A 14,993-nucleotide genomic window follows, 5' to 3' on the forward strand; every position below is an offset into this window, starting at 1 on the left:
GAGCGGTTTCGCCTAGCGCAGGGCGCGCCAGAAGGCGTTATCCGGCGGGACGTCCAGGGTCTCGAAGACCCGGAAGGCGTCGTTGAACCAGGCGACGAAGCGGTCGGCGTGGTGGCCGGTTCCGATCGGGAACTGGCGCATTTTCCAGCGGTTCCCGGGGCTGTCGTTGCGGATCACGCTGCCGGCGTTGTAGGCGCAGGCGACCTTGGGCGGGTCGAGGTCGGTCTTGCGCCTCTGCCGGCCGATGTAGGCGGTCCCGGCCTGGATCGAGTTGTCGGCGATGAGGAGCCAGTCCCGGTCGATGCTCGGGTCGTCCAGGGCCTCGCGCGCGGTCGAGATCAAAGTCTGCATGAGTCCCGCCGAGATCCGGTGCGGCGTCGCCTCGTCGCTGACGTAGCCCGGCTCGATGCGCAAGGCCTCGGGATTGCCCCGGGATTCCGTGCAGATGGTCGCCAGGACCAGCTCGACCGGAACGTCGAAGACGTCGCACCACTGCGAGATCGATCGGCCGAGGGCGTCCCAGACCCGCCGCACGGTCAGCGGCCGCCCTGGGGTGACCTCGGGTGCGGCGTCCTCGATTCGCAGGCCGTCGGCCGCCAGCCGCCATTCGACGCTGCCGAAGATGCCGTGGTTCACGGTCAGCGGCGGCAGCAGGTCGATCCAGGGGCCCGGCGTGCCGCTCGGCGTTTCGGGAGGCCGGGCGTCGAAGAGTGCCGCCCGGGTGATCTCGCCGAAGATCCCGTCGACCCCGAGCCCGCGCGCGCGCTGGAACAGGCGCAGGGCGCTGTCGGTATCAGGGCCGAAAACCCCGTCGGCGCGGCCGACCTCCTCGAAGCCCAGTTCCAGGAGCCGTTCCTGGACCCGCTCGACGTCCTCGCCGCGCAGGAAGGGACGCGTCAGCTTCAGGGTTCGGGTCAAAGCCATGCGTCCTCCCCCGGTCGTCGCGTGATCGCAAGGCGCCCTCTCGCCTTAGCAGAAAGAGACCCTCAGAGTCTTCCCGATGACGGCGAGAGTCGTGGCACGCCGAGGCGCCGTCAGTGGGGATTCGCACGAAAGGCTCCTTGCCATCAGGTTCTGCTTTGCCTTGCCGCCGGCTTCGGGCCAGCATGGGATGCATGTGCGGGCGCTACACCCTGACCACGCCGCTCGAGGGCCTGCGGGCGGTCTTCCTCTTCGAGGAATCCCTTAATCTCGCGGCGCGCTACAACATCGCGCCGACCCAGGAGGTGCCCGCCGTCCGGCTCGGGCCGGAGGACGGCAAGCGGCATCTGGCCCTGCTGCGCTGGGGCCTGATCCCGTCCTGGGCCAAGGAGGCCTCGATCGGCAGCCGCATGATCAACGCCCGAGCCGAGAGCGTCGCCGAGAAGCCGGCATACCGGACCGCCTTCCGCCGGCGCCGCTGCCTGATCCCCGCCGACGGCTTCTACGAATGGCAGGCCCGGCCCCCCGGGCCCAAGCAGCCCTACCACATCGCCCCTGTGACGGGCGGGCCCTTCGCCTTCGCCGGCCTCTGGGAGCGTTGGGAGGACAAGGCCGGCGGCCAGGTCGTCGAAAGCTTCACCATCGTCACCACCGAGGCCAACCGGCGGCTTGCGGCCATCCACCCGCGCATGCCGGTGATCCTGGCGCCGGCCGGCTACGCGGTCTGGCTCGATCCCGATTCGGGGATCGATGCGCTGCAGTCGCTGCTGAGCCCGGCGCCGGAAGAGGCCTTCGCCGCCACGCCGGTCTCGACCCGGGTCAACGCGGTCCGCAACGACGATCCCTCGCTGATCGTGCCGGCCGCGTCCCAGGAGGAGCCTGCCGCGGACCCCAAACCGGCCGCCCAGCTTAGGCTGCTGTAGCAATCACCTGCGCAGCTCGGAGAGTCACCCCCACCCATCCCTCCCCCATCAAGGGGGAGGGCTTAGCCGAACGGCGACCGCAGCCTTCTCCCTCCCCCTCGATGGGGGAGGGGGTGGCTCCTTAATTCGTGGCCGGTACCGGGCGCTTCACATCTGCGTGGGCCGGCTCGACAGGCCGGCCGGAGGCTGTCCATAGTCAGTCCATGACAGCGATGCCGGAGCAGCGATGACGGCCGCCGACGCCGCGCTGGGCGCGCCGGAGCGCAAGCCGCGCAGCCCCGATCCCTGGGTGACCGGCCTGGGGCTGGTCCTGTTGCTCGGCGGCGCCCTGGCACTGGGCCAGGGCTTCGACGGCCGGCAGCCCTGGCTCTACCTGCTCGGCGGCGCCTTCGGCCTGGTGCTCTACCACGCCAGCTTCGGCTTCACCGGCGCCTGGCGGGTCTTCATCGCCGACGGCCGCGGGGCCGGGCTGCGCGCCCAGATGGTCATGCTGGCCCTGACCACCGCCTTCTTCCTGCCGATCATCGCCGCCGGCAGCCTCTTCGGTCGGCCGGCCGGCGGCTTCATCGCCCCGGTCGGGGTTTCGGTGACGGTCGGCGCCTTCCTCTTCGGCCTGGGCATGCAGTTGGGCGGCGGCTGCGCCTCGGGCACGCTCTTCACCGTGGGCGGCGGGCGGAGCCGGATGCTGGTCACCCTGGTGTTCTTCTGCGTCGGCTCGGTCGTCGGCACGGCCCATCTGCCCTGGTGGCTGAATCAGTACAGTCTGGGCAGCATCTCGCTCGGCCGCGAGTTCGGCGCCTTCGGGGCCATCGCCCTGCAGTGGGCGGTCTTCGGCGCCATCCTGCTCGCCACCGTCGTGGTCGAGCGGCGGCGCCACGGCCGCCTGGAGCCGATTCTCCGCACGACCAAGGGCCGGAGCCGCCTGCTGCAGGGGCCCTGGCCGCTGCTCGCCGGCGCGGTCCTGCTTGCCGCGCTCAACCTGGCGACTCTGGCCCTGGCCGGCCATCCCTGGGGGGTCAGCTTCGGCTACACGATCTGGGGCGCCAAGGCGGCCTCGGCCCTGGGCCTTGATCTCGGCAGCTGGACCTACTGGTCGACGCCCGGCCGGCAAAGGTTGCTGGAGGCCTCGGTCTTCGCCAACACGACCTCGGTGATGAACTTCGGGATCATCGTCGGCGCCTTCCTGGCGGCGGGCCTGGCCGGGCGCTTCGCGCCCGAGCGGCGGATCCCCTGGCGCTCGCTGCTGGCTGCGGCCGTCGGCGGCCTGCTGATGGGCTACGGCGCGCGCCTCGCCTTCGGCTGCAACGTCGGGGCCTACTTCAGCGGCATCGCCTCGGGCAGCCTGCACGGCTGGCTCTGGTTCCTGGCCGCCCTGGTCGGCAGCTATCTTGGGACCCGGCTGCGGCCGGCCTTCGGCCTGGCGGTCGAGCGCAGCGCGCCCTGCCGGGCGTGATCCCCGCTACCAGATGACCTCGGTCTTGGCGAGGCCGTGGTTGGTCTCGCTGCGGCGCGGGTCGACCTCTGAGCCCTCGGGCGCCAACAGCTTGCTGCGCAGCGCCCATTCGTCGACCGGCATGAAGCGCGGTGCCAGGAAGCGGTAGGTCTCACGCAGCAAGCGGACGTTGGCCTCATTGTCCTCGACCCTGGTCCGGTTCCAGGCTTCGAGCATCTCGGTCCAGGCCAGCAGGCGCTGGTGCAGCTCGTTGCGCCGCTCGCGGATGTAGCGGACCTGGGGCTCGATGTTCCTGAGCAGCGCGATGATCTCGCCGGTCTGGGCATCGATCTCCTCGAAGTCCCCGGCGAGCTTCCTGACGGCGGCGGTCATGAGGCGGGCGACCGGGTCGATCAACTCCAGGGCGATCTGCTGGCTTTTCACCACCGCGCGCAGCGCCTGGAGCTTCTCCGCCATGGCCGTGATGCCGCCGAAACGGTCGCGCAGCGCCTCGATGGCGGCGAGGTCGTCGGCCAGGCGCTCGATCAGCTGCAGCACCTTGTCCTTGTCGCGCCGCTCGAGCCCGAGCCGCGCCGCCGCTTCGCCCAGGGCGTCGTTGATCCGGGATTTGGTTGCCGGGTCCTCGGCGATCTGCGCCAGCTGCGCGCGATCCGTGACCACGGATTCGTCCCCGGCGACCCAGGTCGCCAGCTGCATCGTCAGGCGCTGGAAGGCGATCTGGCGATGGTCCGGGGAGATCTCCGCCGAGGGCGCGCCGGTCAGGAGCTCGGCCGGTATCGGATCGCCGGGGCGCAGCAGCACGACGAAGTTGAGGCCCTCGGCGACCAGCTTCAGCATGTGGTCGTCGGCGGACCCCGCGTCGATGCCGAACTCCTTGCGAATGCCGTCGAAGGGCAAGGCGATCTCGTTCTCGCCGAAGCTAACCATCATCACCGGCTGGCCGGGGTTCTGCGCGGAAAGGCGGAAATGCGGGTTTTCCATAGAGGAGAAGAGCTTGTGCTCGAAGCCGACGGACTCCGCCCGGGCCCCGTCTCTGGCCTTGTCTGCTGTCATTCGCTCGCCCGCGCCGATGAGGGTTTCTCGGAGACGCTCGGACGTTCCGGCGAAAGCCGCCGGGCGTCCGGCCGGAGGTCATAGTCCACAGGTAGCGTTAACTCTCGGTAATCGGCGCCGGCCGAAGGCCTAAGTCCGCGGCGCCCTCCTCATCCCCGGCTTCGGTCCGGACCCCAGGCTCTGCCTCGCCGCCGCTGAAGCCGGGCCCTGGCAGCGCCTTCAGGTCGCCGAGGTCGAGCGTCCGGCCGTGCAGGTTCTGCACCGTCATGCGGGCGATGCCCAGGCCGCTGACACGCTCGACCAGCCGCAGGGGCTCCCGGCCCGGCCCGCTGATCCAGCGATCGCCCCATTGCATCAGCGCGACCAGGACCGGCAGCAGTTCCCGTCCCTTGCGTGTCAGGCGATAGACCTTGCGGCGGCCGCCCGCCTGGGCAGCCACCCGCTCCAGGATTCCGTGGTCGGTGAGCTTGCGAAGACGCGAAGTCAGGATGTTCCGGGCAATTCCCAGGCGCTGCTGGAAGTCCTCGAAGCGACGTGTCCCCGCGAAGGCCTCGCGGACGATCAGGATCGTCCACCACTCACCCAGGAGATCGAGGGCGCGGGCAACCGAGCAGTTCATATGGTCGAAGCGCTTTCGCATCGATCTAGAGTCTAGGAAAGAAAGTTTTGTCTTGCAACTTTCGTCTTGCAATCTCCAAACGGATAAGTTTCATTTAGAAACGAATTTTCCACCGAGCCGACGTTCCGTTTGATGGTAAGGCCGCAGAGGGATTCTCGACAGATGCCCGCCGTCATCCATTTTGACCTTGCGTGCCTTTGCCGCGGCTTCGAGGCCTGGATCGGCAAGGCGATGAGCCTCGAGGTCGAGGGTTCCGGAGCGGCCGGCGCCGGGGCGGCCCCATGATCACAGCCAGGGCCGCCTTTCACGCCACGCTGGCCGACGGGGGAGAGGTCCGTCTGCATCCGCTTTCTTCGGAAGATGCCCCCGCATTGCAGGCCGGGCTGCAGCGCCTCTCCCCCCTTTCTCAATACCGGCGCTTCGGACGGCCGGTTTCGCGGTTTTCCACCCAGGAACTGCGCTACCTCACCGATGTCGACCATTGCCGACACGTCGCCTGGGGCGCGACCGATCTGAGCGTGCCCCAGCGCCAGGGGATCGGGGTGGCCCGCTACGTCCACCTTGAGGACCGGCCGGGCACCGCGGAGATCGCCCTCGCCGTGGTCGACGCCCATCAGCGGCGGGGCCTCGGGATCCTCTTCGTCGCCCTGCTGTGGCGTCTGGCGCGGGCCCAGGGCCTGCAGCGCTTTTCCGGCCAGGTTCACGCCGGTAACGCGCCGGCGCTGGCGATCCTGGCGCAACTGGATGGCCGCATCGAAGCCTCGGAGGCGGACTCGGTCACGGTCTCGGCCCCGCTGCCGGAGACCCTGGAGGGTTTTCCCGAATCCGACTTCGGCCGACGGACCAGGGAGGCGGCCCGCTTCTTGCCGCTGTGACGCCGGCGCAGGGCCCCGCCGAAGCTGGCCGCGGGCAAAGGAACGACGGCGCGGCTACCTGCCGCGCCGTCGCCGGAGTCGCCCCTCTTTCCTTCCGCTTACTGGGTCAGTCTCAAGGTGCTCAGGTCGTTGGCGATCGTGGTGAAGGCAAGCTCCAGCTGCTCACCGCTTGGGGACTTGAAGTAGCGCTCGGCGCCGGAGGCGCAGCTCTCGAAGAGCGCGTTGGTGTCGGGATCGTTCAGCTGGAAGGTGATGGTGTAGATGATCACGCCCTGAGTCTTCATCGCCTGGCACTGCTGGGCGAACATGGCCTCGGTCGCCGCCACGCTCAGCGGGTCGTCGGCGCAGTTCGGCGTGTTGGCGCCGTCGGTCATGATGATGATCGCCTTGTCCATCAGCGCCTCGCCGTAGTCCAGCGGCAGGGTGTTGTTCTCCCAGAAGGTTCGCCAGTTGGGCGAGAGCGTGCGCCAGCCCCAGACCGAGCCGACGTCGTAGCGCGTGCAGCCCTTGGCGGCCATGGCGTCGATCGCCGACTTGACCGCGGACTTGCTCTCGACCAGCGGCAGCACGGGCGCCTTCGGACAGATCTTGCTCCTGTACTCCGAGGCCGGCGGCGCATGGGCGCCGGAGTAGTGGCTGAAGGGCGCCTCGATCGGGGAGCTGTCGCCGGTGTTATGGGGCGCCGGGCGCGGGTTCAGGCAGACGTAGTCCGGGTCGAGCGGCGAGACCGGGTGCACGCTCGGGAAGCCGGTGACGTTGGAACGGGCCGTGAAGGGCACCAGCGCGACGTAGAGGTCTTCGACCGTATCGTTGTCGCCATAGAGGATGTCCAGCAGCAGCTTGGAGGACTCCTTCAGGTCGCCCAGCTTGCTGCCCTTCATGGAGCCGGAGTTGTCTAGCACCATCGCAACTTCCAGGCCCTTGATCGTGCGGTTGACGGTGGCGCGGGCCGAAACCTCGACGTTCTGGATGCTCAGGACCCGCATCAGGGTCGTCGGAATGCTCGCCGAGGCCACCACCGTGATCTCGTCGCCTTCGGTGTTCACCGTGATGTTGGGCTCGGAGACATCGGCGCCCATGTAGCCTTGCGGGAAATTGGCGTCGAAGTACTTGGTAATCTGCGCCGCATAGTCGCCGCCGCCGCCGATCGTCAGCGAGCGGCCGCCGGCCAGCGCCGCCGCGTCGACGGCTTGGCTGAGGCGGGCGTTGACCATGTAGCCGCGGCCGGCATCGAAGGCGAGCCCGGCCGCGCCGACGAGGACCAACATGGCGGTCGCGAGGATCACGACCGCAGATCCACCTTCGTCGGCGGCATAGCTGCGAAGCTGCTTGAGTCGGCGAGAGACGGGCTTGGGCCTCATGGCGGCTACTCCTTGTCCTTTTCCACAGACTCACCGCTTCCCGCGGAGCTGCGTTCCGAAGCGGGGCTTGACGGCTGCGTTCTGCGGCCTCAAGGAGCGCCTATTGAACGAGATCAATCATAGAATTGACAGTGTCATTTAAATGGCCTGTGTCAGTATTTAGGCAGAAATGATTATGGTTTACATAGTATTTATTGATTAATACTTGAATAATTGCTTGATCTTTCGGACCGGCGCTCCGGGCGCGGGACCAGGCCGAACCGCGCATCGCGGGCAGTGACGGGGCGGGCGCGGGGAACGCTCTCTGCCATCCGAGGCTGCGGCCCGGAGACTTGGCCGTTTAGGATCCGAGCGGCCGCGGACCCGACTGTCGTGACATTTCTGTGGCGCGGCCGCGAGGGCGGACGAAGCGGGCGCCTGGCGATGAGCCGGCGGGTTGTGGCCCGGAGCGTTATCGCAGGGCTCCCGGCCGGCCGCGTCCGATTGGGAGGTGGCTTAGCGCACTTCCCGATCAGACGCGTTCGCGTTCGATCGGACAACGCCTTAGCATTGCCCCTCGACGCCAGGCACCTTGCAGCTTCCCGTGGTGAACTCCGTCATCTGGCGGCAGCGCGCGCTCATGACGATCACCAGCTGCCCTTGGGAGCAGGATCCGAGCGCGACCCAGGCATCGAAGCCGACCAGGCGGCTGCCCTGGCCTCTGGATTGGAAGCGGCCGTCGACACGGATGTTCTTGACGTCGCCCGTGTCGATGCCAAGTTCGGCCAGGCGCTGCTTGGCGATGACCGAACAGGGATGGTCGTCGGTCTCCGCGGAGACCGGCAGGCTGAGGAAGCCTGCGCCGAGGACGGCGGCAGCCGTCAGGAGTCTCTTCACGTCACGCTCCCAGGCCCTTGCTGTGTCGGCCGCGGCCATGATCGACCGTGCCCACCCCAGGATTAGAACAGGCAGGGGCCACCATCAACGCCCTCGACGTCGTGCGACGCGCACGATCGGGTGAGCGCCGCCACCGCCAGCTCAGCGCGTGATGATCTCCGGCCCCATCAGGGCATTGGGGATCAGTGTCGAGAGCCCTGGTATGTAGGTCACCATGATCAGAAAGACGAAGAGGATTGCCAGCCAGGGCGAGGCCGCCTTGACCACGCTCATCATCGGCATCTGCGCCACGCCCGAGGTGACGAAGAGGTTCAGGCCGACCGGCGGCGTGATCATGCCGATCTCCATGTTGACCACCATGATGATGCCCAGGTGGATCGGGTCGATGCCCAGCTCGATCGCGATCGGAAAGACCAGAGGCGCGACGATCACGATCAGCCCCGACGGCTCCATGAACTGGCCGCCGATCAGGAGGATCACGTTGACGATCACCAGGAACATCACCGGCCCGAAGCCGGCGTCCAGCATGGCCGCGGCGATTGACTGCGGGATCTGCTCCTCGGTCAGGACATGCTTCAGGATCAGCGCATTGGCGATGATGAACATCAGCATGATGGTCAGCTTGCCGGCTTCCAGCAGGGTCTTCTTGGTGTCCGGATGCCAGAGGGTGGTCAGCGCCAGCCAGGGGATCATCGCCAGGCTTCTGCCGCCGCCCTCGCGGCTGAAGGGGCCCATGTCGCGGTAGATGAAGTTGGCGATGAAGAAGGCGTAGATCGCGGCCACCGCGGCCGCCTCGGTCGGCGTGAAGATGCCGCCGTAGATGCCGCCGAGGATGATCACGATCAGGAACAGGCCCCAGGCCGCGTCGCGGGCGGACTCGAAGATCTCCTTCAGCCCCGCCCAGGGCTGCGCCGGCAGGTCCTTGATCTTGGCCGCGACGTAGATGCCGATCATCAGCATCAGCCCGGCCAGCAGGCCGGGGATGACCCCGGCCAGGAACATGCGGCCGACCGAGACGTCGACCGCGGCGGCGTAGACCACCATGACGATCGACGGCGGGATCAGGATGCCCAGGGTGCCGGCGTTGCAGATCACGCCGGCGGCGAACTCCTTGGTGTAGCCGACCTGGCGCATGCCGGCGATGACGATGGTGCCGATGGCGACCACCGTCGCCGGCGAGGAACCGCTGAGTGCGGCGAAGAGCATGCAGGCGAAGACGCCGGCGATGGCCAGGCCGCCCTGGAAGTGGCCGACGCAGGCGATGGCAAAGCGGATGATCCGCTGGGCGACGCCGCCGGTCGACATGAAGGCCGAGGCCAGGATGAAGAAGGGGATGGCCAGCAGGGTGTAGTGGCCATCGAAGGCCGAAAACAGGGTCTGGGCGATCGAGGCCAGGGAAGCGTCGGAATAGGCGAGCAGGAAGATCACGCTGGACAGCCCCAGGGCCACCGCGATGGGCACGCCGATCAGCAGCAGGCCGATGACCAGCAGGAACAGCAGGAAGGCTTCCATGGGATCAGCCCTTCCGTCCCACGGCGCGCTCGGCGCCCGCCTCGTCGATCAGCTCCTCGGCCTCGTGGCTGGCGATCAGCATCTCCTGGCGGCCGAGCAGCACCCGCCAGCCGGCCTGGAGGAAGCGGAAGGTCAGGAGCACCATGCTGAGCGGTAGGACGAAGTAGGGAATGAAGCGGGGGATCTTCTCGTAGGGCTCGCCCTCGTTCATCGAGTCCGCCAGGAACTGGAGGAAATCGGGCATGGGAATGTCATTGACCTCCAGGAAGGAGGCCGAGGTGGCGAACTTCCACCAATAGTTCCAGCCGCCGAGCAGCAGCAGCAGGCTGAAGGCCAGGCAGCAGACCACGGAGATCAGGGTCAGGACCTTGCGGGTCTTCGGGTTGACCGCGCTGACGACGACGTCGACGCCGAGGTGCGCCGTGATCTTGACGCAGTAGGACACCCCCAGCAGGACCAGCCAGGCGAAGAGGAAGACCGTTGCCTCGAGGGCCCAGAGGATGTTGTCCGCGAAGACCTGGCGCGCGACCACGTTCGCGAAGGTGATGACCGTCATCAGGCCGAGGATCGCGGCGATCAGCGTCTCCTCGATCTGGTTCACGGCCCTGCCGAGACCCTGCATCTTGTTCTCCCCCTGCTCGCGCGCCTTGTTCTAGCGCTTCGGCGCTGCCGCCGCTCAGGCCGAAGCCTTGCCGCCGCGGCCTGCCCCCGGAATCTTATACACAGTTTCCAGGCGCGGCGGCCCGCAATCGCGAGCCGCCGCCTCGTTATGGTCTTGTCGTAAGGGTCTTAGTTGATGGCTTGGGCGGCCTCGATGAGATCGGCGCCGACGTCGTCTTCGAACTTCTTCCAAACCGGCCTCATGGCCTCGACCCACTTGGCGCGCTGCTCGGGCGTGAGCTGGCGCACCTCGGATCCGGCCTTGATGATCAGCTGCTTGTTCTCTTCGTTGATGGCGGTCGACTTGGCGTTCCGCTCGGCCGTGACCTCGGCAAGGATGGTCGCCAGCTGATCGCGGACGCCGTCGTCAAGGCCGTCCCACCACTCCCGGGATGTGACCACAAGGTAGTCGATGATGCCGTGGTTGGACTCGGTGATGCCGTCCTGGACCTCGAAGAACTTCTTGCCGTAGATGTTGGACCAGGTGTTCTCCTGGCCGTCGATGACCCCGGTCTGCAAGCCGCCGTAGACCTCGGAAAAGGCCATCTTCTGCGGGTTGCCGCCGATCGCCTCGAACTGCGCCTGGAGCACGTCGGAGGCCTGGATGCGGAACTTCAGGCCCTCGGCGTCGGCCGGCTCGAGCAGCGGCTTGTTGGCCGAAAGCTGCTTCATGCCGTTGTGCCAGTAGGCCAGGCCCAGCAGGCCCTTCTTGCGCATCGACCTGAGCAGCTCCTGCCCGGCCTCGGAGGCCTGGAAGCGCTCGACCGCCTCGATGTCCTTGAACATGAAGGGCAGGTCGAAGATGCGGAACTTCTTGGTGTACTTCTCGAACTTGGACAACGAGGGCGCGGCCATCTGGACGTCGCCCAGCAGCATGGCCTCCAGCACCTTGTTGTCGTCGTAGAGCTGGGAGTTCGGGAAGACCTCCATGCAGGCCTTGCCGTTCATCTCCTCGTTGACCCGCTTCTCGAGGAGCGAGGCCGCGAGGCCCTTGGGATGCTTGTCGGTGTTGGTGACGTGGCTGAACTTGATGACGATCTCGCCGGAATCGCACTTGGCTTGGGCGGGCCCGGCACCGAGGGCCAGGGTAGCGCCCAGGGCGAGCACCGAGGCGCAGGTCAGGACCCTGGTGGTGCGGAGTAGCTTCTGCATTCGCTCTGCCTCCCTTAAGACGGCTGGTGAAGTGTTGGCACGGCCCCGGCTACTCGCCGGAGTAGTACATCTAATACCTTTTCTATCCTCGATCTTGTGAGCAAAAGATGTGCCAAGAACAAGGGTGTGAGTCGTTCCCCGGCCAAATTCTGCGGAAAACGCCGCCTGGCGCGGATGGCCCCCGTCCTTGACACAGCCCTCGGGGCGTTGGCGGCGCCCGAAGCGTGCGGGATTCCACACGGTCCGGCGGCTTCGACTGTCACCCTCGCCACACGGCTCCCGCGTTCGGCCGGGCATGGTCAGGCCCCGGCGTCACGGATGATACCGTGCTTGTGCAATTTCTCATAAAGCGTCTTGCGCGGCACCTTGAGGCTCTGGCAGGCCGCCGTGACGTTACCGCCCCGGCGCTCCAGCTCGGCGAGGATCAGCGACTTCTCGAAGTCGTCGACCCGGCTGCGCAGGCTCGCCGCGCCGGGCGGCGGCGCCGCGGCGGGTTCGGCCAGACCGAGGCCGAAGCCGAGCAGGTGGCGCTCCGCCGCGTTCTGCAGCTCGCGCACGTTGCCCGGCCAGTCGTGGGCCAGGAGCTCGTGCAGCAGGTCCGGCTCGCTGGCCGGGGCCGTGCGTCCGAGGCGCCGCGCCGCCCGCTGCCGGAAATGCTCGAAGAGCAGCGGGATGTCGCCCGCCCGCTCGCGCAGGTTCGGGATCCGCTGGGTCACGACGTTGAGCCGGAAATAGAGGTCCGAACGGAAGCGCCGCGCCTCGACCGCGGCCTTGAGGTCGACCTTGGTCGCGGCGATCACGCGCAGGTCGAGCGGCCGCGACTCGTTGGAGCCGAGCCGCTCGACGACCCGCTCTTCCAGCACCCGCAGCAGCCGGACCTGGGAGTCCAGCGGCATGCTCTCGATCTCGTCGAGGAACAGCGTGCCGCCGCTGGCATGCTCGAACTTGCCGATCCGCGGCTTGGTCGCGCCGGTGAAGGCACCGGCCTCGTGGCCGAAGAGCTCGCTCTCAATGATCGATTCCGGCAGGGCGCCGCAGTTGATGGTGACGAAGGGCGCCTTGGCCCGCTCGCTGAGCTGATGGATCAGCCGCGCGCAGAGGCCCTTGCCGCTGCCGGTCTCGCCTTCCACCAGGACATCGACCTCGGCGGCGGCCAGGGCCTCGATACGGCCACGCAGGCGCTCGACTTCGGGACTGCGGCCCAGCAGGTGCGCTTCCAGGGGGCCGGCGTCGTCCAGGGCGCGCTGCAGGGCCCGGTTCTGCAGCAGCAGCCGGCGGCGCTCCATGGCCCGGCCGACGACTCCGATCAGCAGGTCCGGAGCGAAGGGCTTCTCGATGAAGTCGTAGGCGCCGGCGCGCATGGCCTCGACCGCCATCGGGATGTCGCCGTGGCCGGTGATCAGCACCACCGAAAGCTCGGGATCGATCTCGGTCGCCTGGCGCAGCAGGTCCAGGCCGTCCGGCCCCGGCATCTTGATGTCGGTGACCAGGACCAGGGCCTGGTCGCGGGCCAGTTGCGCGATCACGCCTTCGGCCCGGGCAAAGCAGCGCACCTCGTAGCCTGCGAGCTCCAGCGACTGCTTGCAGGCGCTGCGCAGGTGGCCGTCGTCGTCGACCAGCAGAACGCGGCCCGCCGTGTGCTCTGCGTTCACCGGGCCGCCTCCCTGGGGAGCGCCAAGTCCGCAGGCTCGCTCAGGGCTGTCGCGGCCCGCTCGGGCTGGGCTCGCGGCAGCGTCAGCGTAAAGCAGGCGCCGCCTTCGGGCCGGTTGCGCGCGGTCAGCGAGCCGCCGAGGTCGCGCAGGATGTTGTAGGAGATCGACAGGCCAAGTCCCAGGCCCTGGCCGGGCTCCTTGGTCGTGTAGAAGGGATCGAAGACGTGGTCCAGGGCCTCCTCCGCGATCCCGGGGCCGCTGTCGATGACCTGCAGCGCCACCTGGGCGCCCCGCGGCTCGGCGACGAAGCGCAGACAGGGCGCTTCGGATCCGGCCATGGCGTCGAGCGCGTTGCCGATCAGGTTGACCAGGGTCTGCTGCAGGCGCACCGGGTCGGCCAGCACCCCCGTGTCCTCGGCCGGCACCTCGATCTCGATGCGCTCGCCGTCGATCCGGGACTCCATCAGCGCCAGGGCGTCGTCCAGGGCGCCGCGCAGGCAGACCGCCTCGGCCTTGTGGCCGGGCTTGCGGGCGAAGGTCTTGAGGCGGCGCACGATCTCGGCCATGCGTCCGGTGATCCCGGAAATCTGGGTCAGGTTGGCCTCGACCTCGGGCAGGCGGTCGCGCTCGAGCAGGATCTTGGCGTTGTCGGCGTAGGAACGGATTGCGCCAAGGGGTTGATTCAACTCGTGGCCGATGCCGGCCGAGAGCTGCCCCAGGGCCGCCATCTTGGCCGCCTGCACCAGCTCGGCCTGGGTGTCGCGCAGCTCGCGCTCGGTTCTCTGGCGCTCCGCGACCTCGGCGCGCAACTCGGCGTTGACCGTCTCGAGCGCCCGGGTGCGCGTCGCGACCTTGCCCTCCAGCTCCGCCTTGTGCTTGCGGTCGGTCTCGAAGCGCTCGCGGATCGCCTGGCGGCGCTGCAGCCAGATCCAGGTGAGGCCGATGACGATCAGGACACCGAAGGCGGCCAGGACCATGGCTTGCGTGACCGCGCCGCGGACCTGGCCGACCGGGGACAGGGACCACACCGTGAGGCCGATCCCCTGCAGCGGAAAGGACTGGAGCAGGAAGGCCTCGCCGCCGGCTTCGGCCTCCTCGCTCAGCTCGACCCGCTCCGCCGCGGCGCCGAAAGGCTCTCGGGCGGCGATCGGCAGCGGCGCGAGGGAGGCGCCGGTGTACTGCTGCTGGGCCTGGATCCGGCTCAGCTCGGCCGCGCTCAGCGGTGCCAGGGTCCGGTAGCGCCAGTCGTCCCGGCTGCTCATCAGGATCACCCCGACCGAATCGGTGACGATCACCCGGTCCAAGGTGCCGGGCCAGGCGGCCTCGAGGGGCTCGAGCAGGACCTTGACCGTGATCGCGCCCAGGATCCCGCCGCCGGCTTCGCGAACCGGATAGGCGAAGTAGTAGCCCCGCTTGCCGGAGGCCGTGCCCAGGGCGACGTAGCGGCCGAGGCGGCCCTCTATCGCCTGTTGGAAGTAGGGGCGATAGCTGTAGTTGCGGCCGACGAAGGGCGTCGGGCCGTTCCAGTTGCTGGCGGCCAGGGTCAGGCCGTCACGGTCCAGCAGGTAGGTGTCGGCCGTGCCGGCGATCGCGTTGACCTCCTCCAGGGCGCGGTTGAGCTGGTCGCGGAGGGCCGGGTTCTCGGGATCGCGCAGCAGGTTGGCAAGCTTCGGGTCGCGGGCCAGCAGGCGGGGCAGGGCCTCGTATTTGCCGACCGACTCCTGCAAGCCCGTGGCGTAGAGCGCGAGGGTCGAGGCGGCCTGGTCGGCCACCCGGCGCAGGCCCATGCGCTCGGTCCAGACTGCGGTCTGCCAGAGCAGCAGCGGCAAGAGAACCACGGCCGCGACCGCCAGCACCGCGGTGTGCTTCTTCAGCTTGAACAAGGGGCCTCCACCGTCCCTGTCTGGCAGGTTTCACCTGCGCTTCTCGGCCTATC

14 protein-coding genes are annotated in these 14,993 nt (G+C 68.2%); 4 read left to right on the forward strand and 10 right to left on the reverse strand.

From position 1 onward, the window contains the following. Positions 1 to 12: 12 nt before the first annotated feature. Positions 13 to 924 (reverse strand): peptidoglycan-binding protein, encoded by a 912-nt coding sequence (locus tag QNJ30_24510; GenBank protein MDJ0946623.1) that lies wholly within the window; start codon positions 922 to 924, stop codon positions 13 to 15. Positions 925 to 1,115: 191 nt separating this feature from the next. On the opposite strand from QNJ30_24510, the gene QNJ30_24515 reads away from it, so the two are divergent. Next, positions 1,116 to 1,844 (forward strand): SOS response-associated peptidase, encoded by a 729-nt coding sequence (locus QNJ30_24515; GenBank protein ID MDJ0946624.1) that lies wholly within the window; start codon positions 1,116 to 1,118, stop codon positions 1,842 to 1,844. Positions 1,845 to 2,070: 226 nt separating this feature from the next. Continuing rightward, the gene (locus QNJ30_24520) at positions 2,071 to 3,297 is read left to right on the forward strand and encodes a YeeE/YedE family protein (GenBank protein MDJ0946625.1); all 1,227 of its coding nucleotides are present in this window, start codon (positions 2,071 to 2,073) and stop codon (positions 3,295 to 3,297) included. A 6-nt stretch (positions 3,298 to 3,303) separates the two neighbouring features. On the opposite strand, the gene QNJ30_24525 is transcribed toward QNJ30_24520, so the two are convergent. Further along, positions 3,304 to 4,350 (reverse strand): hypothetical protein, encoded by a 1,047-nt coding sequence (locus tag QNJ30_24525; protein MDJ0946626.1) that lies wholly within the window; start codon positions 4,348 to 4,350, stop codon positions 3,304 to 3,306. A 97-nt stretch (positions 4,351 to 4,447) separates the two neighbouring features. Beyond that, positions 4,448 to 4,990, reverse strand: a complete 543-nt coding sequence (locus QNJ30_24530; protein ID MDJ0946627.1) for a helix-turn-helix domain-containing protein — start codon at positions 4,988 to 4,990, stop codon at positions 4,448 to 4,450. A gap of 141 nt (positions 4,991 to 5,131) precedes the next feature. On the opposite strand from QNJ30_24530, the gene QNJ30_24535 reads away from it, so the two are divergent. Both QNJ30_24535 and QNJ30_24540 read left to right on the forward strand, forming a co-directional pair. After that, a complete protein-coding gene (locus tag QNJ30_24535) occupies positions 5,132 to 5,254 on the forward strand; it encodes a hypothetical protein (GenBank protein MDJ0946628.1) in 123 nt (40 codons plus the stop codon). Continuing rightward, positions 5,251 to 5,844: a GNAT family N-acetyltransferase gene (locus QNJ30_24540; GenBank protein MDJ0946629.1), complete on the forward strand. Its 594-nt coding sequence runs from the start codon at positions 5,251 to 5,253 to the stop codon at positions 5,842 to 5,844. Before QNJ30_24535 ends, QNJ30_24540 begins: the two co-directional genes overlap by 4 nt. Before the next feature lie 98 nt (positions 5,845 to 5,942). Here the strand turns inward: QNJ30_24540 and QNJ30_24545 are convergent, their stop codons facing one another. The 7 genes from QNJ30_24545 to QNJ30_24575 all read right to left on the reverse strand — a co-directional run bounded on the left by QNJ30_24545 (position 5,943) and on the right by QNJ30_24575 (position 14,940). After that, positions 5,943 to 7,205: a pilus assembly protein gene (locus QNJ30_24545; GenBank protein ID MDJ0946630.1), complete on the reverse strand. Its 1,263-nt coding sequence runs from the start codon at positions 7,203 to 7,205 to the stop codon at positions 5,943 to 5,945. A gap of 543 nt (positions 7,206 to 7,748) precedes the next feature. Beyond that, the gene (locus tag QNJ30_24550) at positions 7,749 to 8,081 is read right to left on the reverse strand and encodes a hypothetical protein (GenBank protein ID MDJ0946631.1); all 333 of its coding nucleotides are present in this window, start codon (positions 8,079 to 8,081) and stop codon (positions 7,749 to 7,751) included. Positions 8,082 to 8,222: 141 nt separating this feature from the next. Beyond that, positions 8,223 to 9,593 carry a TRAP transporter large permease gene (locus QNJ30_24555; protein MDJ0946632.1) on the reverse strand — a complete coding sequence of 457 codons (1,371 nt, stop codon included), beginning with the start codon at positions 9,591 to 9,593 and terminating at the stop codon, positions 8,223 to 8,225. Between the two features lie 4 nt (positions 9,594 to 9,597). After that, positions 9,598 to 10,215 carry a TRAP transporter small permease gene (locus QNJ30_24560; protein ID MDJ0946633.1) on the reverse strand — a complete coding sequence of 206 codons (618 nt, stop codon included), beginning with the start codon at positions 10,213 to 10,215 and terminating at the stop codon, positions 9,598 to 9,600. 167 nt (positions 10,216 to 10,382) lie between these two features. Continuing rightward, positions 10,383 to 11,405, reverse strand: coding sequence for a TRAP transporter substrate-binding protein (locus QNJ30_24565; protein MDJ0946634.1), 1,023 nt, complete (start codon positions 11,403 to 11,405; stop codon positions 10,383 to 10,385). Between the two features lie 299 nt (positions 11,406 to 11,704). Further along, complete coding sequence (locus QNJ30_24570) at positions 11,705 to 13,057, reverse strand: sigma-54 dependent transcriptional regulator (protein ID MDJ0946635.1); 1,353 nt, start codon at positions 13,055 to 13,057, stop codon at positions 11,705 to 11,707. Next, the gene (locus QNJ30_24575; GenBank protein MDJ0946636.1) at positions 13,054 to 14,940 is read right to left on the reverse strand and encodes an ATP-binding protein; all 1,887 of its coding nucleotides are present in this window, start codon (positions 14,938 to 14,940) and stop codon (positions 13,054 to 13,056) included. Before QNJ30_24575 ends, QNJ30_24570 begins: the two co-directional genes overlap by 4 nt. Between the last annotated feature and the right edge of the window lie 53 nt (positions 14,941 to 14,993).

This window comes from Kiloniellales bacterium (assembly GCA_030066685.1).
Classification (GTDB): domain Bacteria; phylum Pseudomonadota; class Alphaproteobacteria; order Kiloniellales; family JAKSBE01; genus JAKSBE01.